This window comes from Ferrimonas pelagia (assembly GCF_039543565.1).
In the GTDB taxonomy this organism is placed as follows: domain Bacteria; phylum Pseudomonadota; class Gammaproteobacteria; order Enterobacterales; family Shewanellaceae; genus Ferrimonas; species Ferrimonas pelagia.
Map to the genome: position 1 here is coordinate 41,703 of NZ_BAABJZ010000002.1, position 25,768 is coordinate 67,470.

26 protein-coding genes and 2 tRNA genes are annotated in these 25,768 nt (G+C 58.5%); 17 read left to right on the forward strand and 11 right to left on the reverse strand.

What is annotated here, in order from left to right:
- Nucleotides 1-6 precede the first annotated feature (6 nt).
- Entirely contained in the window at nucleotides 7-2,358 is a 2,352-nt protein-coding gene (rnr, locus tag ABEA08_RS00285; RefSeq protein ID WP_345332084.1) for a ribonuclease R, read from the forward strand.
- Nucleotides 2,359-3,096 carry a 23S rRNA (guanosine(2251)-2'-O)-methyltransferase RlmB gene (gene rlmB, locus ABEA08_RS00290; protein WP_345332086.1) on the forward strand — a complete coding sequence of 246 codons (738 nt, stop codon included), beginning with the start codon at nucleotides 2,359-2,361 and terminating at the stop codon, nucleotides 3,094-3,096.
- Between the two features lie 77 nt (nucleotides 3,097-3,173).
- Here rlmB and ABEA08_RS00295 read toward each other — a convergent pair whose 3' ends face one another.
- On the reverse strand, nucleotides 3,174-3,920 hold the full coding sequence (locus tag ABEA08_RS00295; RefSeq protein WP_345332088.1) for a DUF481 domain-containing protein: 747 nt from the start codon (nucleotides 3,918-3,920) through the stop codon (nucleotides 3,174-3,176).
- Between the two features lie 219 nt (nucleotides 3,921-4,139).
- On the opposite strand from ABEA08_RS00295, the gene rpsF reads away from it, so the two are divergent.
- Genes rpsF through rplI form a run of 4 tightly spaced genes read left to right on the forward strand, consistent with a single transcriptional unit; the run spans nucleotide 4,140 to nucleotide 5,574 of the window.
- Entirely contained in the window at nucleotides 4,140-4,532 is a 393-nt protein-coding gene (gene rpsF, locus ABEA08_RS00300; RefSeq protein WP_345332090.1) for a 30S ribosomal protein S6, read from the forward strand.
- Nucleotides 4,533-4,541: 9 nt separating this feature from the next.
- Nucleotides 4,542-4,847, forward strand: a complete 306-nt coding sequence (gene priB / locus ABEA08_RS00305) for a primosomal replication protein N (RefSeq protein ID WP_425557304.1) — start codon at nucleotides 4,542-4,544, stop codon at nucleotides 4,845-4,847.
- A gap of 11 nt (nucleotides 4,848-4,858) precedes the next feature.
- Nucleotides 4,859-5,086 (forward strand): 30S ribosomal protein S18, encoded by a 228-nt coding sequence (rpsR, locus tag ABEA08_RS00310; protein WP_345332092.1) that lies wholly within the window; start codon nucleotides 4,859-4,861, stop codon nucleotides 5,084-5,086.
- Between the two features lie 35 nt (nucleotides 5,087-5,121).
- Nucleotides 5,122-5,574: a 50S ribosomal protein L9 gene (rplI, locus tag ABEA08_RS00315; RefSeq protein WP_345332094.1), complete on the forward strand. Its 453-nt coding sequence runs from the start codon at nucleotides 5,122-5,124 to the stop codon at nucleotides 5,572-5,574.
- 490 nt (nucleotides 5,575-6,064) lie between these two features.
- Here rplI and ABEA08_RS00320 read toward each other — a convergent pair whose 3' ends face one another.
- The 3 genes from ABEA08_RS00320 to ABEA08_RS00330 all read right to left on the reverse strand — a co-directional run bounded on the left by ABEA08_RS00320 (nucleotide 6,065) and on the right by ABEA08_RS00330 (nucleotide 7,413).
- Nucleotides 6,065-6,718: an START domain-containing protein gene (locus tag ABEA08_RS00320; RefSeq protein ID WP_345332096.1), complete on the reverse strand. Its 654-nt coding sequence runs from the start codon at nucleotides 6,716-6,718 to the stop codon at nucleotides 6,065-6,067.
- Nucleotides 6,712-7,080: a diacylglycerol kinase gene (locus tag ABEA08_RS00325; protein WP_345332098.1), complete on the reverse strand. Its 369-nt coding sequence runs from the start codon at nucleotides 7,078-7,080 to the stop codon at nucleotides 6,712-6,714. The genes ABEA08_RS00320 and ABEA08_RS00325 overlap by 7 nt, the downstream gene beginning before the upstream one ends.
- Nucleotides 7,081-7,203: 123 nt before the next feature.
- A complete protein-coding gene (locus ABEA08_RS00330) occupies nucleotides 7,204-7,413 on the reverse strand; it encodes a hypothetical protein (protein WP_345332100.1) in 210 nt (69 codons plus the stop codon).
- Between the two features lie 112 nt (nucleotides 7,414-7,525).
- On the opposite strand from ABEA08_RS00330, the gene ABEA08_RS00335 reads away from it, so the two are divergent.
- Both ABEA08_RS00335 and ABEA08_RS00340 read left to right on the forward strand, forming a co-directional pair.
- Nucleotides 7,526-8,791 carry a GntP family permease gene (locus ABEA08_RS00335; RefSeq protein ID WP_345332102.1) on the forward strand — a complete coding sequence of 422 codons (1,266 nt, stop codon included), beginning with the start codon at nucleotides 7,526-7,528 and terminating at the stop codon, nucleotides 8,789-8,791.
- 24 nt (nucleotides 8,792-8,815) lie between these two features.
- Complete coding sequence (locus ABEA08_RS00340) at nucleotides 8,816-9,967, forward strand: glycerate kinase (RefSeq protein ID WP_345332104.1); 1,152 nt, start codon at nucleotides 8,816-8,818, stop codon at nucleotides 9,965-9,967.
- Nucleotides 9,968-9,999: 32 nt separating this feature from the next.
- Here the strand turns inward: ABEA08_RS00340 and ABEA08_RS00345 are convergent, their stop codons facing one another.
- Together ABEA08_RS00345 and ABEA08_RS00350 are read right to left on the reverse strand one after the other, a co-directional pair.
- A complete protein-coding gene (locus ABEA08_RS00345) occupies nucleotides 10,000-10,302 on the reverse strand; it encodes a hypothetical protein (protein WP_345332106.1) in 303 nt (100 codons plus the stop codon).
- Between the two features lie 216 nt (nucleotides 10,303-10,518).
- Nucleotides 10,519-10,604: transfer RNA gene (locus ABEA08_RS00350), tRNA-Leu, on the reverse strand.
- 433 nt (nucleotides 10,605-11,037) lie between these two features.
- Here ABEA08_RS00350 and ABEA08_RS00355 point away from each other — a divergent pair.
- Entirely contained in the window at nucleotides 11,038-13,086 is a 2,049-nt protein-coding gene (locus tag ABEA08_RS00355; protein WP_345332108.1) for a hypothetical protein, read from the forward strand.
- Nucleotides 13,087-13,177: 91 nt separating this feature from the next.
- On the opposite strand, the gene ABEA08_RS00360 is transcribed toward ABEA08_RS00355, so the two are convergent.
- Nucleotides 13,178-13,263, reverse strand: a tRNA-Leu gene (locus ABEA08_RS00360).
- A gap of 148 nt (nucleotides 13,264-13,411) precedes the next feature.
- On the opposite strand from ABEA08_RS00360, the gene ABEA08_RS00365 reads away from it, so the two are divergent.
- Nucleotides 13,412-13,921, forward strand: a complete 510-nt coding sequence (locus ABEA08_RS00365) for an RDD family protein (RefSeq protein WP_345332110.1) — start codon at nucleotides 13,412-13,414, stop codon at nucleotides 13,919-13,921.
- 10 nt (nucleotides 13,922-13,931) lie between these two features.
- Complete coding sequence (locus ABEA08_RS00370; protein WP_345332112.1) at nucleotides 13,932-14,546, forward strand: fumarylacetoacetate hydrolase family protein; 615 nt, start codon at nucleotides 13,932-13,934, stop codon at nucleotides 14,544-14,546.
- 133 nt (nucleotides 14,547-14,679) lie between these two features.
- Here ABEA08_RS00370 and lptG read toward each other — a convergent pair whose 3' ends face one another.
- On the reverse strand, nucleotides 14,680-15,741 hold the full coding sequence (lptG, locus tag ABEA08_RS00375) for an LPS export ABC transporter permease LptG (protein ID WP_345332146.1): 1,062 nt from the start codon (nucleotides 15,739-15,741) through the stop codon (nucleotides 14,680-14,682).
- Nucleotides 15,741-16,850: an LPS export ABC transporter permease LptF gene (lptF, locus tag ABEA08_RS00380; RefSeq protein ID WP_345332114.1), complete on the reverse strand. Its 1,110-nt coding sequence runs from the start codon at nucleotides 16,848-16,850 to the stop codon at nucleotides 15,741-15,743. The genes lptG and lptF overlap by 1 nt, the downstream gene beginning before the upstream one ends.
- A 233-nt stretch (nucleotides 16,851-17,083) precedes the next feature.
- Between lptF and pepA the strand changes: the two genes are divergently transcribed.
- The 4 genes from pepA to ABEA08_RS00400 all read left to right on the forward strand — a co-directional run bounded on the left by pepA (nucleotide 17,084) and on the right by ABEA08_RS00400 (nucleotide 22,788).
- Nucleotides 17,084-18,595, forward strand: a complete 1,512-nt coding sequence (pepA, locus tag ABEA08_RS00385) for a leucyl aminopeptidase (RefSeq protein WP_345332116.1) — start codon at nucleotides 17,084-17,086, stop codon at nucleotides 18,593-18,595.
- Between the two features lie 61 nt (nucleotides 18,596-18,656).
- A complete protein-coding gene (locus ABEA08_RS00390) occupies nucleotides 18,657-19,106 on the forward strand; it encodes a DNA polymerase III subunit chi (RefSeq protein WP_345332118.1) in 450 nt (149 codons plus the stop codon).
- A 20-nt stretch (nucleotides 19,107-19,126) separates the two neighbouring features.
- Nucleotides 19,127-21,973 carry a valine--tRNA ligase gene (locus ABEA08_RS00395; RefSeq protein ID WP_345332120.1) on the forward strand — a complete coding sequence of 949 codons (2,847 nt, stop codon included), beginning with the start codon at nucleotides 19,127-19,129 and terminating at the stop codon, nucleotides 21,971-21,973.
- Nucleotides 21,974-22,107: 134 nt separating this feature from the next.
- On the forward strand, nucleotides 22,108-22,788 hold the full coding sequence (locus ABEA08_RS00400) for a YIP1 family protein (protein WP_345332122.1): 681 nt from the start codon (nucleotides 22,108-22,110) through the stop codon (nucleotides 22,786-22,788).
- A 119-nt stretch (nucleotides 22,789-22,907) separates the two neighbouring features.
- On the opposite strand, the gene ABEA08_RS00405 is transcribed toward ABEA08_RS00400, so the two are convergent.
- Entirely contained in the window at nucleotides 22,908-23,072 is a 165-nt protein-coding gene (locus tag ABEA08_RS00405) for a hypothetical protein (protein WP_345332124.1), read from the reverse strand.
- Between the two features lie 311 nt (nucleotides 23,073-23,383).
- Between ABEA08_RS00405 and ABEA08_RS00410 the strand changes: the two genes are divergently transcribed.
- Nucleotides 23,384-24,118: a YIP1 family protein gene (locus tag ABEA08_RS00410; RefSeq protein WP_345332126.1), complete on the forward strand. Its 735-nt coding sequence runs from the start codon at nucleotides 23,384-23,386 to the stop codon at nucleotides 24,116-24,118.
- Nucleotides 24,119-24,234: 116 nt separating this feature from the next.
- Nucleotides 24,235-24,927 carry a Yip1 family protein gene (locus tag ABEA08_RS00415; RefSeq protein ID WP_345332128.1) on the forward strand — a complete coding sequence of 231 codons (693 nt, stop codon included), beginning with the start codon at nucleotides 24,235-24,237 and terminating at the stop codon, nucleotides 24,925-24,927.
- A gap of 253 nt (nucleotides 24,928-25,180) precedes the next feature.
- Here ABEA08_RS00415 and ABEA08_RS00420 read toward each other — a convergent pair whose 3' ends face one another.
- A complete protein-coding gene (locus tag ABEA08_RS00420; RefSeq protein ID WP_345332130.1) occupies nucleotides 25,181-25,369 on the reverse strand; it encodes a hypothetical protein in 189 nt (62 codons plus the stop codon).
- Nucleotides 25,370-25,768 lie beyond the last annotated feature (399 nt).

Below are 25,768 nucleotides of genomic sequence, written 5' to 3' on the forward strand. Positions count from 1 at the left end.
AGACCCATGAGTCAGGATCCCCATTTTCAGCGGGAGGCGGATAAGTACGCCAACCCCATTCCGAGCCGAGAATTTCTGCTCGATTACATGAAGACGCAGTCTGCGCCTGTTGCCCGAGAAGAGTTTGCAGCAGAGTTTAATCTAGAGGGCGACCAGTATATTGCCCTGTGTCGTCGCCTTCGCGCGATGGAGCGTGATGGCCAGTTGGTCTATACCCGTAAAGGTCGCTATGGCCTGCCGGAGCGGATGGATCTGATCACCGGGACGGTGATGGGCCATCGTGATGGCTTTGGTTTCTTCCGTCCGGACGATGGCGGTGACGATCTGTACCTGAGTGAGCGTGCCATGTTTTCCGTGCTGCACGGTGATCGGGTGCTGGCTCAGGTTGATGGTCAGGACCGTCGTGGCCGCAAAGAGGGGCGCATTGTGCGCACCATCGAAGCGCGCAGCGAGTCCATTGTCGGTCGTTACTTTAACGAAGATGGGATCGGCTATGTGGTGCCGGACGACTCGCGTTTGTCCCAGGATTTTTTGATCCCAGAGGATGGCCGTAACGGTGCCCGCCAGGGCCAGGTCGTGGTGGTTGAGCTGGTGAAGCGACCGGCGCATCACACCCATGGGATCGGTCGCGTGATCGAGGTGCTGGGCAACGAGATGGCGCCGGGCATGGAGATCGAGATCGCGCTGCGCAGCCATGATCTGCCGCATCAGTTTAGCGAAGCCTTGATGGCCGAAGCGGCGGCGATCCCGGATGAGGTGCAAGAGCACGATAAGCAAGGCCGACGCGATCTGCGTGATCTGCCGTTGGTGACCATCGACGGTGAAGACGCGCGCGACTTCGATGATGCCGTGTACGCCATGGCGAAGAAGAGCGGCGGTTGGCGCTTGTTCGTGGCCATCGCTGATGTCAGCCACTATGTTCGCCCAGGCTCTGCGCTGGACAATGAAGGCCGTGCCCGCGGTAACTCGGTCTACTTCCCGGCGCAGGTTATCCCTATGCTGCCGGAGAAGCTCTCCAATGGCTTATGTTCACTGAATCCGCACGTCGATCGCCTCTGCATGGTGTGTGAGATGACCATCTCCGCCTCCGGCAAGCTGTCTGGCTACGAATTCTACCCAGCGGTGATGCACTCCCACGCGCGTCTGACCTACACCAAGGTTGCGGCGATGTTGGATGGGGATGCTGCGCTGCGGGAAGAATACAGCGAGGTGGTACCTCACCTGGAAGAGCTGTTCCAGCTGTACAATGCACTGGATTACGCCCGCGAGCAGCGTGGTGCGTTGGTGCTGGATACTGAAGAGACTCAGTTTATCTTCAACGAGCAGCGCCGTATCGAGAAGATCGTGCCGCGCACCCGTAATGTTGCCCACAAGATGATCGAGGAATGCATGATCATCGCCAACGTGGCGGCCGGTAAGTTCGTTAAGAAGCATAAGGGCGAAGTGCTGTACCGGATCCACGAAGGGCCGAGTGAGCAGAAGCTGACCCTGTTGCGTGACTTCCTTGGCAAAGCTGGACTTCAGCTGGACGGTGGGTTGGATCCTAGCCCGCAGGACGTGGCGAAGTTGCTGCTGCAAAGCAAAGACCGAGCGGACGGCGAGTTGATCCAAACCATGGTGCTGCGCTCCATGAAGCAGGCAGTCTACAGTGCCGATAACCTGGGCCACTTTGGTCTGGCGCTCGACACCTATGCCCACTTCACCTCTCCGATCCGTCGTTACCCGGATCTGGTGCTGCACCGGGTGATCCGTTACCTGTTGGCCAAGCAGCAGAACCCGGAGTTGCCGCTGCAGCAACTGCTGCCGGATGGTGGCATTGGTTACGACGAAGGACCGCTGGCGGAATTGGGCGAGAATTGCTCCATGACCGAGCGACGTGCCGATGATGCCACGCGCGACGTTTCCGACTGGTTGAAGTGCGAATTCATGCTGGATCATGTCGGCGATGAGTTTGGCGCCGTTGTGAGCGGTGTGACCAGCTTTGGTCTGTTTGTCCGACTGAAGAACCTGCATATCGATGGCTTGGTGCATATCTCCAGCCTGGCCAACGACTATTACCACTTTGATCCGGTGCAAGCCTCGCTGGTGGGCGAAGCCTCCGGTAAGCGCTATCGCCTAGGCGATCCGGTTCGGGTCAAGGTTAATGCGGTGAAACTGGATGAGCGCCAGATCGATCTGGGCTTGGTTGATGGTGGCGTGGAAGGCGACAAGCCGCGCAAGCCCCGCAAGAAGTCCAGCAACAAGAAGCGCAGCAGCGGCAAACGTGACGGTGCAAAACGCGATGGCGCACAACGTGATGGCGGCAAGCGCGACGGCGATAAGACGGACAAGCGTCCGAAGAAACGGAACAAACGATAGATGAAACACGAGATGGTGTTTGGCCTCCATGCGGTGGAGGCTTTGCTGAACCGTGCTCCAGAGCGGATCAAAGAGTTATGGCTGCTGAAAGGCCGTGATGACGAACGGCTGAAGGTGATCGCCGAGCTGGCTGCCCAGTTTGGGGTTAAAGCACAGATCAGCGCACGTAAGGTGCTGGACGATAAGGCCGAATCCAGCCAGCATCAGGGCGTGGTGGCCCGTTGTGTGGCGGAGCCGGTGAAAGGTGAACATGAGCTGGACGCACTGTTGGATGGCGTTGAAACGCCTTTCCTGCTGGTGCTGGATGGCGTCACCGATCCCCATAACCTGGGGGCTTGTCTGCGCAGTGCGGATGCGGCCGGCGTCCAGGGCGTTATCGTGCCAAAGGATCGCTCCGTTGGCCTGACCGGTATCGTGCGTAAGGTGGCGGTCGGTGCAGCGGAGAGCGTGCCGCTGTTTCAGGTTACCAACCTGGCCCGCACCTTGCGCCATCTGCAGGAGCGTGGCGTCTGGATCGTCGGTGCCGCCGGCGAGGCCGATCACGATCTATACCAAAGCAAACTGAATGGGCCATTGGCTATTGCCATGGGGGCCGAAGGCAAGGGCCTGCGCCGCCTGACCCGTGAGGTTTGTGATGAATTGATCTCCATCCCGATGGCGGGGGCGGTTAGCAGCCTGAATGTGTCGGTGGCTTCGGGGATCTGTCTGTTCGAAGCGGTGCGCCAGCGCCAAAGCTGAGGGTCGTCCCTCCGCGAAAATGGAAAAGCCCCACGCACCTTGGTGCGTGGGGCTTTTTGCCACTCGAGCATTGGAGCCTATCGGAAGGTATAGAGCAGGTTGATGGTGGAGATCACATCGGTGTTTTCCGTGCCCTCCGGCACCTTATCGGTGTACTTGATGTCCATGCCGATCTTCAAGGCCAGATCGGCCCACAGCTGATTGCGGTAGCTGAGGTTGATGTTGGCGATGGTGTTGTTGTTACCGGTCTCGAGCGTGGTGTCGGCGTTAAAGGTGGTGTACTCCTGCATGCGGTGTTCAAGCTTGCTGGCCAGTCGGACAATGGCTTCTTCCTCCGACGCGCGTTGAGCGGGATCCGTGCTGTTGGACAGGTTGGCCCGGTTATATCGATAACCCAAACCGCCCTCCAGACTGAGCTTGGTTTGCTTCTTATCCAACGGGGTGAAACCGTAACCGCCGGAGATCGTATTCTGACGCTCGTAGGAGCCAAAGCGGTCGATCAGCAGCTCGGTACGCCCATACAGGTAGTGCGATCCCTCCAGCTTGTAGTCGAGCTGGTACTGCAACTGGTATTGCTCGGCCGTGGTGGAATTGTTGTCCGAGGCGAAAAAACCGCGCAGGTTGCCCTCGTGCTTGGCGTTGTCACCATCATAGATGAGCTTGCTGCGTGTGTTGAAATTGGCTGAGTTGGTGTTGCCGCTGTTGTACTGCATCCCGAGCTCAAGCTCAGCGGTAAAGCGGTTGACCGGATCCTTGTAATTGGGCGGCACCAGAGCCAAGGCAGGCAGGGAAAACATCAGAAAGAGTAAGGGTAGCAAGCGCATACACAGCATTCGAACTAGGGTTGTAGGGGAGTTCTTGTTGCAGCCCAGTGTACTGGTCATGTGGCAAGTGTCAAAACCTACCAATTAGCGGTGCGTATAAGTTGTGTTCACCGGAGGGTTTCGGTAACATGCGCCGGCTAATCGGCCAAACCCTTTTGTTCCTTGCCTCTTAGGCCCGGCCGAGCCATATGAGGCTACAAAACCGTAAGGAGCGATCTAATGCGTCATTACGAAATCGTCTTCATGGTTCACCCTGATCAGAGTGAACAGGTTCCTGGCATGGTTGAGCGTTACACCGCGACCATCGAAAAAGACGGCGGTAAAATCCACCGTCTGGAAGATTGGGGCCGTCGTCAACTGGCTTACCCAATCGAGAAGCTGCACAAAGCACACTACGTTCTGGTTAACGCCGAAGCGACTGCTGAAGCTGTAGCTGAGCTGGAAACTGCTTTCCGTTTCAACGACGCTGTTATCCGCAACATGGTCATTCGTACCAAGGGCGCGGTAACTGAAGCCTCTCCAATGGCCAAGGCCAAAGAAGAGCGTCGTGAGCGCGAAGAGCGCCGCGAGCGTCAAGACGCTAAGCCGGCTCCACAAGCCAGCGCTGAGTAATCGGATTTCGTGATCACCAACCGCCTGGAGTTGGCTGGCCAAGTGTCGCGCCCTCCAAAGACAGTCACCGGGATCAATGGCATTCCACACAGCTACTTTTTGATGGAACATCGTTCTATGCAGAAAGAAGCCGGTCTGAATAGACCCGTGTATTGCAAGATCCAGGTTGTACTCAGCGGTGAGGGATCACAATCCTTACTGAGATATCTCGATCCGGGAAGCAATATTCAAGTAGGCGGGTTTCTCGCCTGGCAACAGGGTCGAAATGGCCAAAGCCGCTTGGTATTGCATGCCGACACGATAGAACCGATTTAGGAGACTGCCCCATGGCACGTTATTTTCGTCGTCGTAAGTTCTGCCGTTTCACCGCTGAAGGTGTAACTCAGATCGACTACAAAGACATCGCAACTCTGAAGAACTACGTTACTGAGAGTGGCAAAATTGTACCGAGCCGTATCACTGGCACCAGCGCTAAGTACCAGCGTCAGCTGGCTCGCGCCATTAAGCGTGCTCGTTACCTGGCTCTTCTGCCATACACCGATCTGCAGGGCTAAGGCTCTCTAGTTCACCTTAAGTAGAGGAAAAGGTAATGGACGTAATTCTGTTGGACAAGATCGCCAAACTGGGCGGTCTGGGCGACAAAGTAACCGTTAAAGCTGGTTACGCTCGCAACTTCCTGCTGCCACAAGGCAAAGCGGTTGTAGCTAACGCTGCTAACCTGGAAGTATTTGAAGCTCGTCGCGCCGAGCTGGAAAAGAACCTGGCTGACACTCTGGCTGCTGCTCAAGCACGCGCCGAGAAGATCGCTGCTCTGGAAGGCGTATCTATCGCTTCCAAAGCCGGTGACGAAGGCAAGCTGTTCGGTTCCATCGGTACCCGTGACATCGCTGATGCGATCACTGCGGCTGGCGTTGAAGTAGCGAAAGCGGACGTTCGTCTGCCAGAAGGCGCTCTGCGTCTGACCGGCGAATACGACATCGCTATCCAGCTGCACAGCGACGTAGTTGCTACCGCGAAGATCGTAGTAGTTGCTGCTGAGTAATTTTTATAATTGCTCGAGCTGAAAAAACACCGCCTCAGGGCGGTGTTTTTTTATGCTTGAAAGAAAGTCATTCGCTGTCAGTGGTCAGCGGTCAGTTAAAAGCCATGCGGTAAGAGGCTTCGGCTTGGCCGTGAGGTTGACGCCTGTGGCGGCATGCGCCTTTGGTATGGCGGTCTGTTGCGATGCGACGGTAAGAGCAGCATTAGCTAAGCGATCAGCAAGAACAAAGGCCAAGAGTCGGCGAGACTGCTCAATGGTTTTCTGCTTTCCCCTGCTTTCTTTCGCTTTCCCCTGCTTTCTTTCGCTTTCCCCTGACGGTTGACGGTTGACGGTTGACGGTTGACGGTTTACAGCTCACAGCGGCTCTTCCCCGCCAGCCACCGAGAAGTGGCATCAGGCCCAACGGCGAAGCCGCTACAGCCGGACTCCGCCGATACCGCTGGCTCTTGCTCCTTCTGACAGCTAATGGCTTTAAGCTGATAGCTGGCTTTTATTCCGTCTTGTCCTGCCAACTCAGATCCTGCGCCCGCTTCTCTACCGCCTTGAGAATGTCGTATAGCCCGATCGTATTGGCTTTATTGGCCAGCCAAGCGGGAATGCTGCCACCGGGATCGGTATAGACCCAATACACCACATCGGTGCGGCCATCCTCCCTTGGGCTCAGCGCCCAGCTACCGTCACAGATCTCGAGCCGTACCACGCCCCGCTTTGGCTCCGGGCCAAATTGGTTCATCTGAGTCCAGTAGCGGTAGTATTCCCCGGTTTGCTCATCAAATTCATTGACGATCAGTAGCGTGTAGTCCCGTTGGCTGACCAGTGGTGGATCGACCTTATGGTAGACGTAGGCGCGCTCGCTGCTCTCTTGCGCCGTGATCTCTATGGCGTCGACGTAAGGCATAAAATCCGGATAGCGATCAACGGTGCTGATGGTGGTCCAGACCTGCTCGATAGGGGCGTTGATCACCGCCTCCAGTTTCACCTCTTTCACCGCCGTGCCGGGCACCTGTCGAGTCAATACTCGGTTTTCGCCCTTTTGGGAGGCCTGGCTCCAGTGACCGCCGGAAGCAGGCTCTATCCGTACGGCCTGTGTCGTCAGTGGCAGCAGGCACAGGGCGGTCAGCAATACCTGCCGGATCTTCACCATATCAAGATCCCCGCCCAGACGACGGCCACCAGCACCAGTGCCAGCGATACGGCGGCAGAGCCGATATCCTTGGCGCGTCCGGACAGCTCATGGTGCTCCGGTCCGATCCGATCCACTACGGCTTCGATCGCCGAATTCAACAGCTCGACGATCAGAACCAGTACGACCACACTGATCATAAACAGCCGTTCAAGCACGGTAACGTCAAAATAGAACGAGGCGCCGATCAGCAGTATCGCCAGAAACAGTTCCTGCCGAAATGCCTCTTCGTGCCGGTAGGCGGCTTTAAGGCCCTGTGCGGAGTAGATCCCAGCCTGAATAAATCGGATGGGACCGCGATTCTTGCTAACGGGTTGATTCATTAATGCAATTCAATGGGATAGGGTAAATGGAATGCTTCAATCATAAGCCAAATTGTTATCGCTGGTGCAAGAAAACAGGGTTTGGTTCAAGTTCGGCACAGCTTTGCTTTCCGTGACATGCACTTACAATGAGCTCGTTGGATCTTGGCTGGGGGCGCTAACCGCCATCCAGTGGCTGACATCGCCGTGGGCTTGCCAGTCACTGTCCAGATCGACAAATCCGTGGGTGGACAGGTAACGGGCCAGCTCCAGCGGCTGCTGGCTGTTTGGCATCCACACCAACACCACCGCGCCGTCATCTGGCTGTGCTTGGGTGATATCGACCCACTCCATGGCAGTCTCCTGTCGGGCTGATTATCTTCCACAAGGATAGTCCAGCGGGGCCGGATCTGGCCGAAGCTTGACTAGGCTTAGAGCTCTGAACCTGGGTTTTCTGGAGGCCATTATGGCGGAAGTCTCCACTTTGGGTGCCTTGATGGCGTTAGTGATCGCCATTGGCTTGATCCTCAAGCGCGTCCCCCCAGCCTACGGCATGCTGCTTGGTGCGCTGATCGGTGCCTTGATCGGCGGCGCATCTTTGACGGACTCGGTGGCATTCATGATCGGCGGGGCGCAGGGGATCGTCACCGCCGTGATGCGGATCCTGGCGGCCGGCGTGCTTGCCGGGGTGTTGATAGAGTCCGGCGCCGCCACCGCCATTGCGGAGACCATCGTTAAAACGGTGGGCGAGGCGAGGGCGCTATTGGCGCTGGCGCTGGCCAGTATGATCTTGACCGCAGTCGGCGTGTTCGTTGATGTTGCGGTGATCACCGTCTCGCCCATCGCCCTGGCCATCGCCCGGCGCACCGGCCTGTCGAAGATGTCGGTGTTACTGGCGATGGTCGGCGGAGGGAAAGGTGGCAATATCATATCGCCGAACCCCAATACCATCGCCGCATCGGAGGCGTTTGATGTACCTTTGACGTCGCTGATGGCCGCCGGGGTGTTGCCCGGCTTGATTGGCATGTTCAGCGCCTATCTCATTGCCAAAACGCTGGCCAACAAGGGCAGTCAGGTGGCACAGCAGGAAGTGGTACAGCTTGAGCATGGGGCGTTACCCGTCTTTGCTACCGCGATCGTGGCGCCACTGGTGGCCATCGCCTTATTGGCGTTGCGGCCGTTAGCCAATGTGGTGATCGATCCCTTGCTTGCTTTGCCTCTGGGCGGGATCTTGGGCGCATTGGCGATGGGGAAGGCCCGTCAGCTCAACCAGTTTGCCATCGCGGGGCTGACTCGGATGGCGCCGGTGGCGATCATGCTGCTGGGCACCGGCGCATTGGCAGGGATCATCGCCAACTCCGGTTTGCGGACCGATCTGATCGCTCTGCTTGAAGCCACCGGCATGCCAGAATATCTGCTGGCGCCGATCAGCGGTGCAGTGATGTCATTGGCGACCGCCTCAACCACGGCGGGCACCGTGGTTGCGTCGAATGTGTTTGCCGGTACCCTCCTCGAGGTGGGGATCTCCGCATTGGCCGGGGCCGCGATGCTGCACGCGGGGGCGACCGTGCTCGATCATATGCCCCATGGCAGCTTCTTCCATGCGACCGGTGGCAGCGTGCACATGGACATCAAAGAGCGCCTGAGGTTGATCCCCTATGAATCGGCAGTGGGTCTGGTGATCGCCAGTATGGCCACGGTGTTGTACGGTGTCTTTGGGTTGTTGGGTTAAGCCAATTGAGGCAAGGAGAAATGGATGAAGATCGTGATCGCGCCGGATTCATACAAAGAAAGCCTGACCGCCATGCAGGTGTGTGAGGCCATCGAAACGGGCTTTAAACGGGTATTGCCCAATGCCCACTGCCTGAAGCTGCCAATGGCTGATGGCGGGGAGGGGACGGTGCGCTCCCTAGTGGACGCCAGCGGCGGCTCGATCCGTCATCTGCCGGTGACCGGGCCGCTTGGTGAGCCGGTGGACGGTTTCTTTGGCCTGATGGGAGATGGAGAGACGGCCGTGATCGAGATGGCGGCCGCGTCGGGGCTGCACCTGGTGCCGCCGGAGTCCCGCAATCCGCTGCAAACCACCAGCTTTGGAACCGGTGAGTTGATCAAGGCCGCCTTGGATAGCGGGGCGAAGCATCTGATCATCGGGATCGGGGGCAGCGCCACCAATGACGGCGGCGCGGGCATGGCTCAGGCGCTGGGGATCGCACTGCTGAATGAACGCGGCCGGGCGATCGGCTATGGCGGCGGCGCGTTGGCTCGGTTGGCTCAGATCGATATCCGTGGGTTGGATCCACGCTTGGCTCAAGTGACCATTGAGGTGGCCTGCGATGTGGACAATCCCCTGTGTGGCGACAGTGGCGCCTCTGCTATCTTTGGGCCGCAAAAGGGCGCCACGCTGGATATGGTGGCGCAGCTCGATACCAATCTGAAACACTATGGCGTACTGATCGAACAGCAAATGGGCGTGGCGGTGATCGATATGCCCGGTGCCGGGGCCGCGGGAGGCATGGGGGCCGCGCTCTTGGGGCTATTGGGGGCGCAACTGAGGCCGGGGATCGACATCGTCATGGACGCTGTCGGTTTGAGTGAAGCGGTGCGGGGCGCTGATCTGGTGATCACCGGCGAGGGGCGGATCGACAGTCAGACCATTCATGGCAAAACCCCACACGGCGTAGCGCGGATCGCCAAACAGCAGGGCAAGGCGGTGATCGCCATTGCCGGCTGCATGTCGACCGACTATGCCGTGGTGCATCAGCATGGGATCGATGCGGTTTTCGCCGTGGTGCCGCGCGCGGTCTGTCTGGAAGAGGCGTTACGAGATGCGCAGTTTAATGTGGAAAATACCGCGCGCAATGTCGCCCAAGCCTTGGCGATAGGGGGAACGCTCGGGAAGTCGAGCTGAGCCGAACGGTGGCCAAGCGGCGCAGCGATGGGCTAGGCCATCTCCACCGTCAGCGGCGCATCCGCGCTGAGTACCGGGCTGGCGTGGCACTCCAGCGTCCAGTGCGGCTGCGTGGCGAAGCGGAAGCGATACAGATCCTGCTCCGCTGGCAACTCTTGTACAGGAACGGCGGGATCGTGCCGTTGGACCTCACTCAGGCTGCGTAGGCAGATCTTCAGCTCAATGCTGTCAAAGCGACGGTTGGCGCGCGTTCGGACGCAGACGGCGCTGTCGGCCAACCACCACTCTCCTTCCATGATCCCCGAGTCGGAAACCAATGTGGCATCTCTGTGCATAATGGCGCTGGCTCACTGTCGATTAGAAGTCACCAAGGTACGCGAATTAAGATGAGGAACAAGCTCTCTCGCAGCAGGGTGTGATGGTGACGGGATGTTCGCCGGATCTGTCGGTTGGACGGTGCGCCAAAGCGGGTATCGATTTGTGGCGGGCGCAGCCCAAACGCAGCATACGAAAAAGCCCGATGCATTGCTGCATCGGGCTTTCCCTTAATATGGTACCGAGAGAGGGACTTGAACCCTCAAGGCTATTAACCGGCGGATTTTGAATCCGCTGCGTCTACCAATTCCGCCACCTCGGCTTAGTGGGAAGGGATTATAGCCACTTGAGATCCGAGCGCAATAGTTATTGTGCTGTTTGGCTGTTTTGTGGTCGAACATTGGCTCCAGCGGCGGTGCCGATCCCGATCCCCAGTTCACTCAATAGTGTGAATATGGAATTAAGGCCCACTTTGGTGGCCGATAATGTCGGCGCTTAGGACAAATGACCGGTTAGGTTTTAGGGAGTAGGCCGTGATCGGTCTGCAGAGCTCGGTTTTGAGTGGCTCTATGAGGCGAAGTCGAATTATTTTGGAATTTACCCCGCCTGGAAGGCCCCCGCTTGGCGCGGGAGAAGCACAAAGTGGGCAGAGTGCAGGTTTTGTTTTTCCTGCCTATCTCCCGCCGGAGTGTGGTTTGCATTCGTTTGGCTTTGAACTATACCCAAGTCTCCACAATTAAAAGGGGTACTCAATTATGCGGCTGGCGAGTTTACGGGGTGTTTTACTGCTTTGTGTGGCGTTGGGATGGCTAAGCGCATGTGGGGGCGATCTGGATGAGTGCGACAGAAGTGGCCCGCCGGAGACTTGGCCCGTCAATTGTAGCGACGGTACGCCCAGCCCCATCACCGATCCCGGTGACCCTGCGGTGGTGAATACGCTTGAGGTTGTCTTGTGGGACTGTCCCGATCCCAGCAGTGACGCACTGGATAGCTGTGTTGAGAGTAACGCATTCGATGCATTAAAGCCTTTGGTGGTTCAGGTGACGGCGCAGCAAGGTGGCGCCGCTGCCGTTGGGGAGTTGGTAGAGCTCTCGGCCGATAAGGGGACGTTGGTGCCCGCCGATGGCCGGGTATTGACCGACTCAGATGGCACGGCCCTGCTGCGGCTGTTAGCCGGAGAGGGAGACAGCGTGGTGCAGTTGGATGCACGTTTCATCAATGTGTCGGAGACGCTGTACGCTTCCATTAATGCTCTGGATCTTGGCTTGACCCTGAGTACGGATCTGACTGACGGTGAGCTGCTGTCGGCTCAGTCTACCATCACCGTCTCCGCCGCACTGACCGTGAATGAACAACCCTATCTGGATCCTATCTCCGTCAACTTCTCCTCATCTTGCAGTCAGAGTGGCGATGCCGAGATCGATGCCGTAGTGACGGCGATCGACGGTATCGCGATGGCCACGTATAAGCCCACCGGGTGCGTGGCGCAGGATGTGATCACCGCAACACTGGAGCTTGGCAGCAACTCGACCACCGACTCGGTTACGGTCGCGCTGGCGGAGACGCCGGCGTCGTCCATCGAGTACGTGTCAGCCACCCCAAACTATCTGCAGCTGGACTTTACTGGAGGGAGCACCACATCCGAGATCCGCTTCCGGATCATGGATGAGGTGGGCGCGCCGAAACAGGGCGTCGATGTCAGTTTTGCGCTGGCGATCGGAGAGGGTAAGGTCGATCTCAGCACCGAGAGTGCGCGCAGCAACAGTGCCGGTGAGGTGAGTGTGGTGCTGGGCGCGCGCAATATCCCTGGCCCAGTCCGAGTAACGGCCACCGTTGTGGGTAGCAGCCCGCTGATCACCGCGGTGTCGCAAGAGCTGCGGATCGGCACCGGCTTGCCGGACAAAGACAGCTTCTCCGTCAGCTTTGGTCCTTACAATCCGGAGGCGTGGAAATACGATGGCGTCGAAGTGGATGTGACCGTCTTTGCTGGCGATCACTTCAATAACCCGGTGCCCGACGGCACGGCGATCTCCTTGATCGCAGAAGGCGGCGTGGTGGAGTCGGGCTGTACCACCGTCAATGGCACCTGCTTGGTGAAGTGGCGCTCGCAGGGCGGTGAGATATTACGGGCCGAAGTGCCGGATGCGCGCGTGAGTGTGGTGGCCTTTGTCGAGGGCGAGGAATCCTTCCAGGATGTGAACGGCAACGGTGTGTTCGATGTGGGTGATTACGAGCTGATCTACGATGAGCACGAGGTTTACCTCGATGTGAACGAAGATGGCGACTATGACGCGGCCACCGAGCAGTTTATTGATCGAGACAACGACGGTTCTTGGAACGCAGGCAATGGTTTGTACAACGGCTTGCTGTGTACCGAAGCGCAGGAAACAGCGGGCGCCTGTGTGCGGGATCTGGTTGATCTGAACGATCACGGCGTCATCGTGCTGTCCGGGGGCGCGCCGTCGGCAACGCTCTCATTCGATGCGGCGACGGGTTATGCCTCGGTGTGTGCGGTGGATATTTCCCCTAACGGCAGTTGGAACCCACTGCCCTACGACACTGAGATCACCTTCGACGCGGAGGAGGGGATCGATCTGATCGGGACCACCTCATTTAACGTACGCAGCACCTCGGCGGCGATTTACCATATCAATGAAGATGGCGAGGTACTGATCGATCAGCGCAGCAGTTGTGGCTTGGGTCGCTATGGCGTGCTGGTCGAAGGTGAAGGGGTGGTTCAAGTGGAGATCACACTGCCCGATGGCACCATCGTCAGTGATTCGGTTATGGCAACCGCTCCTTAAGGCCACCCGCTTGATGGGGTGAGCTGCGCCAAGATCCGCAATGGCGGATACGAAAAAGGCCCTGACTTTCGTCAGGGCCTTTCTCTTAATATGGTACCGAGAGAGGGACTTGAACCCTCAAGGCTATTAACCGGCGGATTTTGAATCCGCTGCGTCTACCAATTCCGCCACCTCGGCTTAGGGTTTTGCATTGTATAGAACAGGTTGCGTTCGGCAAGTCCTTTTGTGCTGAGTGCGCAAGTTTTGCGCGGTTTGGCGCAGTGTGGTCGGGATCTGCGACGCGGCTTTGGTACACTGCTGGCCAATCAAGTGCTAGGAGGGCCTTATGAGTTCATTTGCCAACGCGCCGCGGGCGGGGTTGGGGCGCCGGTTAGCGGCCTGGATCTACGATTTTATGGTGGCACTGGCGGTGTATATGAGCGCCGGTGCGCTGCTGTTTGCCCTGTTTGTTGGCTTGTTGTCGCTGGGTGTGGTGGACGATCGCGGCTTGGAGCACGCCTCGGATGTGCTGCAGGCCAGCGGCTTGTGGTTGACGCTCAATGAGATCGGCAAACTGCTGGCGGTGGCCTGGCTGTTTGTCTGGAGCTGGAGTAAAAGCGGCCAAACCTTGGGCATGCGCGCGTGGCGCCTACGGGTTCAGTGCCCCAGCGGTGCACTGATGAGCCGTAAACAGGCGGGGTATCGCGCCTTGTATGCCTTTGGCGGGGTGGCCAACCTGAGTCTGCTGTGGGACGACCAACAGCAGGCGCTGCACGACCGACTCAGTGGCTCTGAGGTGGTGGAGCTGACGTTGGAGCAGAATCGGGCCTTGATGGAGCAGCGGTCTGGCCGCTAGTGGAGTCGTGATGCGAGTGGTAAAGGAAGGACAGGAGCAGGTAACCCCCTCCAAGATCCTCTGCGTTGGACGTAACTACCTAGCGCACATCGAGGAGTTGGCCAATGCGGTGCCTGAGCAGATGGTGGTGTTTTGTAAGCCCAACTCGGCCATCGGTGAGCGTTTGGTGGCACAGCGTGGCGATGAGCCGGTGCATTACGAGGCGGAGTTGTGCTTTCTCTATCGGCAAGGGCGGTTTGTCTCGGTGGCGGTGGGGCTGGATCTCACCCTGCGCGAGTCTCAGCAGCGACTGAAGCAACAGGGTCTGCCGTGGGAGCGTTGCAAGGCGTTTGATGGTTCGGCGCTGTTCAGTGCGTTTGTGCCTATGCCGAAGGCGTCGGCGGGTTTGGCGCTGGAGCTGCGCATTGATGGGGCGATCGTCCAGGCGGCGCCGATAGAATTAATGATCTACTCGCCGGCGGCGATCTTGGCTGAGATCCAGTCCTTTATGACGCTGGAGGATGGCGATCTGGTGATGACCGGCACCCCCGCCGGGGTGGGAGTGGTTCCGGCGGGCAGTCGGTTTGAGGCGCAGGTACTGCATCGGGCGCAGCCGTTGGTTGGTGCCAGCTGGCACGCCCAATGAGCGTCTGCTAACGCATTTTTAGTGGTGTCGGTTCAGGGGCCAGCTTCTCGGCTCAGGCTGTTTCTGAGCGTTAACGCCGGCTCTGCCCGTGCTCAGCACTCGGTCTGCGAAGCGTCCTGTATCCGGCGCTTCGCTACCTTCGCTGCAGCATGAAGTAGGCCGCCACCGCAAACAGCATGCTGGGTAGCATGGCGCCGAGGAAGGTGGGCAGGCCCATCACCAGACTCATGGGGCCGAAGATCTCATTGCTCAGATAGAAGGAGAAACCGGTGATCACGCCCAGCAGAATGCGCGCGCCCATGGTCACCGAGCGCAGCGGGCCGAAGATAAAGGAGAGGCCCAGCATCATCATCACGCCGACGGTAATCGGCTGGGCCACCTTGCGCCAGAGTGCCAATTCATAGCGTGTGGTGTCCTGCCGGTTGGCTTCTAGGTAATCCAGATAGCCCATGAGTCCTTGGATGGACAGGGATTCGGGTTTGACGGTCACGACCTGCAGCTTGTCTGGGGTCAGGGTGGAGCGCCAGCGATCCTGATCCAGCTCGTGGGTGCTGACTTGCTCATCACTGAGTCGGGTCTTGGTGACGCCGATCAGGCGCCAGGCCTCTCCTTCGAACACCGCCTGCTCAGCTTGGGTGACGTGGCGCAGGTTGTTGCTGTCGTCAAAGTCGTAGATGGCGACGCCGTTAAGCTTGTTGGCTTCCTGCACCTCGGTGATATTGACGAACAGGTCGCCGTCCTTGGCCCAAGTGCCATTGCGGGCGCTGATCAAACTGCCGCCGGAGATCTTCTGCGCCCGCAGCTCACGGGCGGTCTGCTCGGAGACCGGCGCGACGTACTCGCCAAACAGCATCGCCAGCAGCATCAGCGGCACGGCGGTCTTCATCACCGAGCCAGCGATGTTCAGGCGGGACATGCCGGCCGCTTGCATCACCACCAGCTCGGAGCTGGAGGCCAGCATACCCATGCCGATCAAGGAGCCGAGCATGGCCGCAATGGGGAAGAACATCTCCACATCACGGGGGATCAAAAACAGCACGTACATCACCACGTCCCAGGTGGTCATGTCACCACGGCCCACCAGGCGCAGCTGATCGACGAACTTGATCAGCCCGGACAGGCCGGTCAGCACCAGCAGACACAGCGCCGAAGTGCTGGTAATGGTGCGGGCGATGTACATATCGAGAATGCGGATCATGCCTTGGCCTCCCGTTTGAACATCGCTAGGAATTTACGGCCACCGGGTCGGCCTTTGCCGATCAGCAAGATCCCAATGGCGAGTGCGGTCAGGTGGATCCACCACAGCCCGAGCTGGTGTGGAATGGCACCATTCTCAATGGCTTTTCGTCCGGCCATGAGCAAACCGAAGTAGCCGAGGTAGATCAGGATCGCGGGCACCATCTTGGCAAACTTGCCCTGGCGCACATTCACCCGTGACATGGGCACGGCGATCAGCACCAGCAGGGGCAGGGACAGGGGCACGGCGATCCGCCAGTGGATCTCAGCCCACGCATGAGCTGAGCCGTCCTCGAACAACTGGGTCATCGAATAGGCGGACAGCTTGCGTCGCTTATGGGACGACTCCTGGGCCTTGATCTCCATCTCATAGCTGCCGAACTCCAGCTGGGTGTACTCCTGAGTGTTGAGTACCCCGCTGATCCGCGCGCCTTCATTGAGCTGCAGACGCTGCGAGCCGTCATTGGCTTCGACAATGCGGCCGGAGTTGGCCAGCACCAATGCCGTTTCATCTGTGGTGGTGGCGTCCGCGTCCGGTACTTGGGCGACAAAGACGGTATCCAGATTGCCCTTGGACAGGCCTTCGACGTAGATCACCCCTTTGCCGTTGGCGGCGCGCTGGAACCGACCCTGTACCAAGGCGGCCAGACCGGCTTCCGATTCGGCCTGCTCTAACACCTGATACTCCCGCTCCTGCGCCCACGGGGCGACCCACAGCGCGGTGGTGCCGGAGAGGATCGCCATGATAAAGGCCAGCAGCAGCGTCACCCGGGTGACGTACCATTCGGAGATCCCGACGGCGTGCAGCACCGTCATCTCACTTTCGGCGTACATCCGGCCGTGCGCCATCATCACGCCCAAAAACAGCGATAAAGGCAGGATCAGGGAAAGCAGCTCAGGCAGGTTGAGCGCGAGTAGGGTGACAACCAATTTGCCGGGGAATTGTCCTTCTGCCGCGTCCGCCAGGATCCTGACGAATTGTTGGCTAATAAAGACGGTGATCAGAACCGCTAATACCGCGATCTGGGCCCGGAAAGCTTCCCGGAGCAGGTACCTAAGTACAATCAAAGCCAGTGTCCGTTTAGTAAACTTGTAATTTCTCTGGAAACAGGTTGTGTTTTAAGTAAACTAACTACTTTTACACCTTTTTAAACAGCCTCGAGGCCCAACAGAGGGAGAAAAAGTATGAAAATACAATCCCCTGTCAACGGCAACAAACCCGTCCCATGCGGCCTGGAGGCCAGCAAAGCGCGTATTATCTAACAATAATACAGCCATGTCTTTAAGAACCGGGAGATGCCATGGAGTTCAGTGTAAAGAGCGGCAGTCCAGAAAAACAACGCAGTGCCTGTATCGTAGTCGGTGTGTTTGAGCCTCGCCGTTTATCCGCAGTCGGCGAGCAACTGGATAAGATCAGCGACGGTTACATCAGCAATCTGCTGCGCCGTGGCGATTTAGAGGGAAAACCGGGTCAGATGTTGTTGCTGCACCATGTACCGAACGTGCTGTCCGAGCGCGTTCTGTTGGTCGGCTGTGGCAAAGAGCGTGAACTGGACGAGCGCCAGTACAAGCAGATCATCACCAAAACCATCAATACCTTGAACGACACCGGCTCGATGGAAGCGGTCTGCTTCCTGACCGAGTTGCACGTCAAAGGCCGTGACACCTACTGGAAGGTCCGCCAGGCGGTGGAGACCACCCAGTCGAGCCTCTACACCTTCGATGCGATGAAGAGCAAGAAGGATGAGACCCGTCGTCCGCTGCGCAAGCTGGTATTTAACGTGCCAACCCGACGCGAGTTGCCGGTCGGTGAGAAGGCGATCAACCACGGTTTGGGGATCGCACACGGTGCCAAACTGTGCCGTGACGTCGCCAACATGCCGCCCAATGTGTGTAATCCAGCCTACTTGGCCAGCCAGGCCAAGCAACTGGCCGAGAAATGCGACAAGCTGACCGTCACCACCATCGGCGAAGAGCAGATGGCCGAGCTGGGCATGAACGCCTACCTGGCCGTCGGGCGTGGCAGCGACAACGAATCCATCATGACCGTGATGAAGTATCAGGGTGCGGCGGATTCGGAGCAGAAGCCGATTGTGCTGGTGGGCAAGGGCCTGACCTTCGACTCCGGCGGCATTTCGCTCAAGCCCGGCGCGGGCATGGATGAGATGAAGTATGACATGGGCGGCGCGGCCGGTGTGATCGGCACCATGAAAGCCTTGTGCGAGCTGAACCTGCCCATCAACGTGGTGGCCATTCTGGCGGGCTGTGAAAACATGCCGGGCAGCAAGGCGTACCGTCCGGGGGATATCCTCACCACCATGTCCGGTCAGACGGTCGAGGTGCTCAACACCGACGCCGAAGGGCGTCTGGTCCTGTGCGATGCGCTAACCTATGTCGAACGCTTCGATCCGGAGGTGGTGATCGACACCGCCACCCTGACCGGGGCGTGTGTTGTGGCACTGGGCGCACACGCGTCTGGCCTGCTGGCCAACCAGAACAGCCTGGCGCACGATCTGCAAAGTGCCGGCGATCTGTCCGGCGATCGCTGCTGGCGCCTGCCGCTGTGGGACGACTACGGCGATCAGCTCGACAGCCCGTTCGCGGATATGACCAACTTGGGCGGGAAAGGGGCAGGCACCATCACTGCCGCGCTGTTCCTGTCGCGTTTTGCCAAGAAGTACAACTGGGCGCATCTGGATGTGGCCGGTACTGCTTGGATCAGCGGCGGCAAGAGCAAAGGCTCGACCGGTCGTCCGGTGCCGATCCTGACCCAATACCTGCTGAACCGCTCCGGAGAGATGGTTCAGGATTGAGTTAACCTCTTGAAATGAATAAGGCGAGGGGAACCTCGCCTTTCGTGTTTTTAGGATCTGCATGTCAAACGCGCTTTTCTACATCGCCAGCTCCGACGCTGCGCACCATCCCGAGCGGATCGCCTGTCAGGCGGCGGCTCGAGCCTACCGCACTGGTCAGGGCGTCTTTCTGCTGTGTCAGGATCAGGCTCAGGCCCATCGCATCGATGAATTGCTGTGGCAGTTTGAGCCGGACAGCTTCGTTCCCCACAACTTAGTGGGGGAGGGGCCTCGCGGCGGTGCCCCAGTGGTGATCGGCTGGGCCGATCGGGATCACGCTGCGGTGGAAAAACGCCCGTTACTGATCAACCTAAGCGCCGATGTTCCGCAATTTGCGGTACAATTCACCCACATTATCGATTTTGTCCCGGCTGATGATGAGGCCAAGGCGCAGGCGCGCAGACGATTTGCCGCCTACCGCCAATTGGGTGTGTCCCCGGCCACCCAAGATCTGGCCCGTCAGCCGTTTTAGTTTCTAAAGAGATCCCCTCCATGGATAAGACTTACAACCCCCAGTCGATTGAGCAGCGCCACTACCAGCGTTGGGAAGAAGCGGGCTACTTCAAGCCCCACGGTGATACCAGCAAAGATGCGTACAGCATCATGATCCCGCCGCCGAACGTGACCGGCAGCTTGCATATGGGTCACGCCTTCCAGGACACCATCATGGACACCCTGATCCGCTACCAGCGCATGCAGGGCAAAAACACCCTGTGGCAGGTCGGTACCGATCACGCGGGTATCGCGACCCAAATGGTGGTTGAGCGTAAGCTGGCGGCACAGAACATCACCCGTCAGGACTTGGGCCGTGAAACCTTCATCGACAAGGTGTGGGAGTGGAAGGAAGAGTCCGGCGGCACCATCACCCAGCAGCTGCGTCGTCTGGGCGCGTCCGTGGATTGGGAGCGTGAGCGTTTCACCATGGATCCGGGCATGTCTGCGGCGGTACAGGAAGTGTTTGTCAGCCTGTACAACGATGACTTGATCTACCGCGGCAAGCGCCTGGTCAACTGGGATCCGAAACTGCACACCGCCATCTCTGATCTCGAAGTAGAGAACAAAGACAAGAAAGGCTTCATGTGGCATTTCCGCTACCCGCTGGCGGATGGCGTGAAGACCCAAGACGGCAAAGACTACATCGTCGTAGCCACCACCCGTCCGGAAACCATGCTGGGCGATACCGGTGTGGCGGTAAACCCGGAAGATCCACGCTACATGGATCTGATCGGCAAAGAGCTGATCCTGCCGATCGTCGGCCGCCGCATTCCTATCGTGGGTGATGAGCACGCCGACATGGAGAAGGGCACCGGTTGTGTGAAGATCACCCCGGCCCACGACTTCAACGATTACGAAGTGGGTAAGCGTCACGCCCTGCCGATGATCAACGTATTGACCTTCAACGCCGATATCCGCGACGAAGCCGAAGTACTGGACACCAACGGCGAGGCGTCTGACGTCTACTCTGCCGAGCTGCCAGAAAAGTATCAGGGCATGGAGCGCTTTGCTGCGCGTCGCGCCGTGGTGGCTGAGTTCGAAGCGCTGGGCCTGCTGGAAGAGATCAAAGATCACGAGCTGACCGTGCCGTATGGCGATCGTGGCGGCGTGGTGATCGAGCCGATGCTGACTGATCAATGGTACGTGCGCGTTGCGCCGCTGGCCGAGCCTGCCGTGGAAGCGGTTGAAAACGGCGACATTCAGTTCGTGCCTAAGCAGTACGAAAACATGTACTTCGCCTGGATGCGCGACGTGCAGGACTGGTGTATCTCCCGTCAGCTGTGGTGGGGCCACCGTATCCCGGCTTGGTACGACGAAGCCGGTAAGGTGTACGTCGGTAACAGCGAAGCCGAAGTGCGCGCCAAGCATGGCCTGGCCGATGACGTGGTGCTGACCCAGGACAACGACGTGCTGGACACCTGGTTCTCCTCCGCGCTTTGGACCTTCGGGACGCTGGGCTGGCCGGAGAAAACCCCGGAGCTGGAAACCTTCCACCCAACCGACGTGTTGGTGACCGGTTTCGACATCATCTTCTTCTGGGTTGCCCGCATGATCATGATGACCATGCACTTCAACAAGGACAAAGACGGCAAGTCTCAAGTGCCGTTTAAGACCGTGTACGTCACCGGCCTGATCCGCGACGAGCAGGGCGACAAGATGTCCAAGTCCAAGGGCAACGTGTTGGATCCGCTGGATATGATCGACGGTATCGATCTGGAAACTCTGGTTGAGAAGCGCACCGGCAACATGATGCAGCCGCAGATGGCCGCAAAAATTGAGAAGAGCACCCGCAAGCAGTTCCCGGACGGCATTGTGCCACACGGCACCGATGCGCTGCGCTTCACCCTAGCGGCGATGGCCAGCACAGGTCGTGACATCAACTGGGACATGAACCGTCTGGAAGGGTACCGCAACTTCGCCAACAAGCTGTGGAACGCCAGCCGTTACGTGCTGATGAACACCGAAGAGCAGGACTGCGGCGCCAATGGCGGCGAGATGGAGCTATCCCTGGCCGACCGTTGGGTACTGGCCCAGTACAACGAAACCGTTAAGAACCTGCGCGAAGCGATGGATTCCTACCGTTTCGATATCGCCGCCAACATCGCCTATGAGTTCACTTGGAACCAGTTCTGTGACTGGTACCTGGAGCTGACCAAGCCGGTACTGCAAAACGGCACCGAAGCACAACAGCGTGGCACTCGCCACACCCTGCTGACCGTGCTGGAAGGCATGCTGCGCGTGCTGCACCCGCTGATGCCATACATCACCGAAGAGATCTGGCAGACCGTGGCGCCGATGCTGAACAAAGGCGCCGACACCATCATGCTGCAGCAATACCCGCAGTTTGATGACGCGCTGACCGACGAGCAGGCCATGATCGAGCTGGAGTGGGTGAAGAAGTTCATCGTTGCGGTGCGTAACGTCCGTGGTGAGCTGAACGTAGCCCCATCCAAGCCGCTGAACGTACTGTTGAAAAACGCCAGTGCCGACGAGCTGGCCCGGGTCGAAGCCAACCGCATCATGCTGACCAAGTTGGCCAACCTCGAGTCCATCACCGTGCTGGAGGGTGAGGCGCCGATGTCCACCACCCAGATCATCGGTGAGATGGAGCTGCTGATCCCAATGGCAGGTCTGATCGACGTTGACGCGGAGTTTGCCCGTATCGACAAGCAGATCGCCAAGCTGGCACAAGACGCTGAGCGCGTTGAGAAGAAGCTGGGTAACCAAGGCTTCCTGGCCAAGGCGCCAGAGGCTGTTGTTGCCAAAGAGCAGGCCAAGCTGGATGGCGCCAAGCGCGACATCGCCAAGCTGGAAGAGCAGAAAGAGCAGCTTAAAGCGCTGTAATTTTAATCATGTAAGCTCTGTCACTGCGGGTTAAAGCTTACCGTGTTAAAAAACGCGTTCTCCCATTGCATCTTGGGGGAGCGCGTTTTTTTTGTGGCGCGCACTGCCACCGGTTGACTGTTTAAGGAGTAAGCATGACCGAGACCCTATTCCCGCCGAAGCCCTGGCTGACCATCGCCTACCAACCTAGACGCACCATGCAGGCCATTCTGGCTGCCGATCCTGCGCGTTATCAGATCCTGCTCGTGGTGGTCATGACCCTGCTGACTTGGGCCGCCAAGTACGGCCTGTATCAGTCACTCGCCGCGCTGTTGCCGGCCCTGGCGCAGATGGCATCGAGCGTGCCAGAGCTGGGCAATGTCAATAACACCTCCATCGAGACCGACGTGTTCAGTCCGCTGTGGAAGGTACCACTGTTATTCTTGTTGGGCGGTTGGTTGCTGGGCTGGATAGGGCGCCGATGCTTTGGCGGCGAAGGCAGCACGGCTCAGGCGCGGGCAGCGCTGAGCTGGAGTGGCTTGCCGTTTTTTGTCCTGATCTTCCCCCTGTCCTGTTGGTTAATGGCGCCGGATCTACAAGCCTTGCTGCTGCAACTGGCGGAGCGGGGAATGGACGCTGAGCCTCATGTGGGCGTGCGTTTGCAATTGGCCTGCGGGTTGCTGGCGCTGGGCAGCGTGGGTTGGCTCGTGTCGCTGTGCCGGACGCTGGCAGCGGCCCATGGCTTCACCAGTTGGCGCGGGCTGGGGACGGCATTGCTGGCGCTGCTGGCACTGAGCCTGATCACCCTACCTTTGGGCGGGCTCAGTTTCCCTTAAGTGAGAGCAAAGCCGGTAGCGCGCGTGATCGGCTCGGTGGTTGGCTGTTATCAACCGATCTGAATGCGCCCACTGTCGAGATGATCGTGGGCGCTAACTTTCAACCCGCAAGGGCGTGATCAGGGATTGGGCTCCAGATTAGACCAGGCTTGCTCGGCGATCACCAAGCCAACGCCGTACACCAGCAGCATACTGGCGGCAGAATCGGCAAACGCTTTGAAGACAAACGCGAGGATGGTGGTGATAATTAGAATGGTTATAACCGCAAGAGCTTGATAAATCATGATGTTGCTCCTATTTGCAGGGACTGATCCTCTGTTATAACAAGCCTGTAGAGCGGCGCTTGTGACGGCCAAAACAAACATAATGACTCACATTCTTTCGTGTTTTCTGGCACCCTTTCAGCCGTGAAATTAGCAGCCAAAGTCCCGCTCGCCGAGTCCCCTGTAAGGCCCGTTTTCACGCCACCCGCGCGTATCGCTGTAATTGGAGGATCGTGGGGGGCCGCCCCGTGAAAGGGGCAACCGAAATTCACTTTCAAACTGGCCCTGGCTTACCATCTCTCAGCGCCTCTGTCGCAACCTAAGGAGCAATCTTGTCTTTGTTTTCCCCGAGCTCTCATGAGCCCTCACCCCAATCCATCGCCGTCGCTTTCGAGCTGGCGGACGGCAGAAAGAGCGCCTTCCCTAAAGAGCCTTGGTTCGCCATGATGTTGGAGCCGCGCCAGACCCTACGCGCCATACTTAACAGCGCATCGCCAAGGCGTTACTTCTGGTGGGTGTTGACGCTCCCCTTGTTGATCAGCCTGCTGGAGGCCGTGCTCGAGCAGAGCCAGCACATGACCGACGTCGAGCCGTTAGACCTGATCGCGAGCGGTGCCGGTCTCCTGGTGTTATTGCCGCTGTTGTACGGCTTCTTGCGTTTGCATGCGTGGTTTATGCGCCATGTCGGCGGTTGGCTGGGCGGGCGCGGGACGACCGAAGCGATCATGATCGGCTGGGTCTGGAGCGGGATCCCGCAGATCTTGCTGATACCGTTGCTGTTGCTGATGGCGCTATGGCTGGCGCTCGGCGATGCGATCGGCGCCAGTTGGCTCTCCACTCAGGGCGTGCTGTTTGGCGCATTCCTGGTGCTGACGGGCGTCTTGCAGTTGATTTTCTTGTTCTGGTCACTGGGCCTGACGGTGATCAACCTGGCCACCGCCCACAGCTTCAGCGTGTGGCGCAGCATTGGCGCGCACGCCATTGCCCTGGCGCTTTGGTGTGCCTTCTTGCTGGCATTGGTGTTTGGGTTTGGCCTGCATCATGGCATGGGCCAGCATGTGTTCTAGGCCGAGCACACGGAGCGACTCGGGCTGACAGTTTGGTGCGGCGATCGCCTCAAGTCAGTGCCAGCCTGGCATGTTAGGCTAGGGCGAAACTGAAACAGAAGCGAGTGGGAATGGATATGGAACACGGAAGTGACGCAACACCCTCATCACCAGAGCAACCGCATAACGAGACTGAAGCCGCTGCGTTTCCTCGCCAATCCTGGCTGGCCATAATGCTTGAGCCCCGCAAAACACTGCGGGCCATCCTCGATAGCCGCACTCCTATGCGTTACTTCTGGCCCATTCTGGTATTGGCGGTCTTGTCTGGCGTACTCAGCGGTGGCTACTCCGAAGAGGAGCTGCCGTTCGGCCTATTTAGTGCGTTTGCACTGGCGCTGGTGATCCCACTTGGGGTCTTGGTCGTGTGGGCGCTCACCTATCTGTTTGGCTATATCTTTCAGAAAGTGGGCGGCTGGCTCGGTGGTCAGGGTGAAGTGCAGGCGATCGTGATCGGCATGATCTGGGCACAAGTCCCAGCCGTATTTACCCTAGTGCTGACCCTGCTCACCATACTGCTCTACGGGCCACAAGTGTTGATCCAACCTGAGCTGCTCAGTCAGGGCGGATTGTTGCAGAGCACCGCGCTGGTGGTGATCGGCGTATTGCAGGGGATCTTCGCGATCTGGTCGCTGGTGTTGGCCATCGCCAACCTAGCCGAAGCGCACCGCTTCAGCCTCTGGCGCTCTGTGGGCACCCACCTGATCGTGATCATCGGTTTTTGTGCACTGCTGTTGCTGCCCGTCGCACTGCTGGGCGGCTTAGCCGGCTAACAACGGTCTCGGTCTGGTAACTGGCCGGAGACGCTGTGTCGGCCCAGCCCTTAGGCGCACAGCTCGGGGCCTAAGCACCTGATACTGTGAGAAAACAGCGTGGCATAGCAGCATTGGCTCCATCGGCTGTGCCCGGCTCAACGCCGAGTCCGGCACGGGCATCGCGGTTGCGCTGCACAGTGCGGACCAGTGTCAGCGCGGCGCACAACAATCTGACGCCTGAATCAACCATTGTTAGAGACAAGCGCCAGCGTTAACAAGATCCATCTGAATCCTGAGGCTCGTCGGCAAACTCATCCCAGACGCCGCTCAACACCACCGCCGAGATGGCCAGATAGAGGCCGTAAGTCAGCAAAGACGAAGTCTGGCCTGACAGGTAATAACCAAGAAGCAATAAACCAGCCGCGGTTGTCGCCATGCAGACGTTACGTACAAGCATCATTCCACCTCCTTCAGGTTCCATTCAGCTTCTGTATAGCAGTGCAGAGCGATCGCGCTTGTGGGGGCGATCACGAAGGTAACTACTTGTAAAATTACGCGATATCAAATGGATGGTTCGTCGGCCTGTGAATGCGCCAAAGGGGTTTAACTCCGTCATCCCTCGCTATGAGTCACGATCGACTTGGGCAAGAAAAGGACGAGAAAGCTCTGGCTCGAAGATGGGGCACAACAGGCCAAAATGCGCGGAGCCGACTAGGATTGATGGCCCTAGGCAGCAACGGCTTCGAAGCTGTCTCCGTCGACTCTTGCAGCGAACCCGAGGGTTTGGCGAAAAAATGGCCGAATGGTTTTGCCTAATGAATTTCAGGGGCGATCGACGGATGACAGTCGCCAAGTGCTT

Coding starts and splice junctions, on each gene's coding strand:
- rnr (WP_345332084.1), top strand. CDS start 7: ATGAGTCAGGATCCCCATTTTCAGCGGGAGGCGGATAAGTACGCCAAC.
- rlmB (WP_345332086.1), top strand. CDS start 2,359: ATGAAACACGAGATGGTGTTTGGCCTCCATGCGGTGGAGGCTTTGCTG.
- ABEA08_RS00295 (WP_345332088.1), bottom strand. CDS start 3,920: ATGCGCTTGCTACCCTTACTCTTTCTGATGTTTTCCCTGCCTGCCTTG.
- rpsF (WP_345332090.1), top strand. CDS start 4,140: ATGCGTCATTACGAAATCGTCTTCATGGTTCACCCTGATCAGAGTGAA.
- rpsR (WP_345332092.1), top strand. CDS start 4,859: ATGGCACGTTATTTTCGTCGTCGTAAGTTCTGCCGTTTCACCGCTGAA.
- rplI (WP_345332094.1), top strand. CDS start 5,122: ATGGACGTAATTCTGTTGGACAAGATCGCCAAACTGGGCGGTCTGGGC.
- ABEA08_RS00320 (WP_345332096.1), bottom strand. CDS start 6,718: ATGGTGAAGATCCGGCAGGTATTGCTGACCGCCCTGTGCCTGCTGCCA.
- ABEA08_RS00325 (WP_345332098.1), bottom strand. CDS start 7,080: ATGAATCAACCCGTTAGCAAGAATCGCGGTCCCATCCGATTTATTCAG.
- ABEA08_RS00330 (WP_345332100.1), bottom strand. CDS start 7,413: ATGGAGTGGGTCGATATCACCCAAGCACAGCCAGATGACGGCGCGGTG.
- ABEA08_RS00335 (WP_345332102.1), top strand. CDS start 7,526: ATGGCGGAAGTCTCCACTTTGGGTGCCTTGATGGCGTTAGTGATCGCC.
- ABEA08_RS00340 (WP_345332104.1), top strand. CDS start 8,816: ATGAAGATCGTGATCGCGCCGGATTCATACAAAGAAAGCCTGACCGCC.
- ABEA08_RS00345 (WP_345332106.1), bottom strand. CDS start 10,302: ATGCACAGAGATGCCACATTGGTTTCCGACTCGGGGATCATGGAAGGA.
- ABEA08_RS00355 (WP_345332108.1), top strand. CDS start 11,038: ATGCGGCTGGCGAGTTTACGGGGTGTTTTACTGCTTTGTGTGGCGTTG.
- ABEA08_RS00365 (WP_345332110.1), top strand. CDS start 13,412: ATGAGTTCATTTGCCAACGCGCCGCGGGCGGGGTTGGGGCGCCGGTTA.
- ABEA08_RS00370 (WP_345332112.1), top strand. CDS start 13,932: ATGCGAGTGGTAAAGGAAGGACAGGAGCAGGTAACCCCCTCCAAGATC.
- pepA (WP_345332116.1), top strand. CDS start 17,084: ATGGAGTTCAGTGTAAAGAGCGGCAGTCCAGAAAAACAACGCAGTGCC.
- ABEA08_RS00390 (WP_345332118.1), top strand. CDS start 18,657: ATGTCAAACGCGCTTTTCTACATCGCCAGCTCCGACGCTGCGCACCAT.
- ABEA08_RS00395 (WP_345332120.1), top strand. CDS start 19,127: ATGGATAAGACTTACAACCCCCAGTCGATTGAGCAGCGCCACTACCAG.
- ABEA08_RS00400 (WP_345332122.1), top strand. CDS start 22,108: ATGACCGAGACCCTATTCCCGCCGAAGCCCTGGCTGACCATCGCCTAC.
- ABEA08_RS00405 (WP_345332124.1), bottom strand. CDS start 23,072: ATGATTTATCAAGCTCTTGCGGTTATAACCATTCTAATTATCACCACC.
- ABEA08_RS00415 (WP_345332128.1), top strand. CDS start 24,235: ATGGAACACGGAAGTGACGCAACACCCTCATCACCAGAGCAACCGCAT.
- ABEA08_RS00420 (WP_345332130.1), bottom strand. CDS start 25,369: ATGATGCTTGTACGTAACGTCTGCATGGCGACAACCGCGGCTGGTTTA.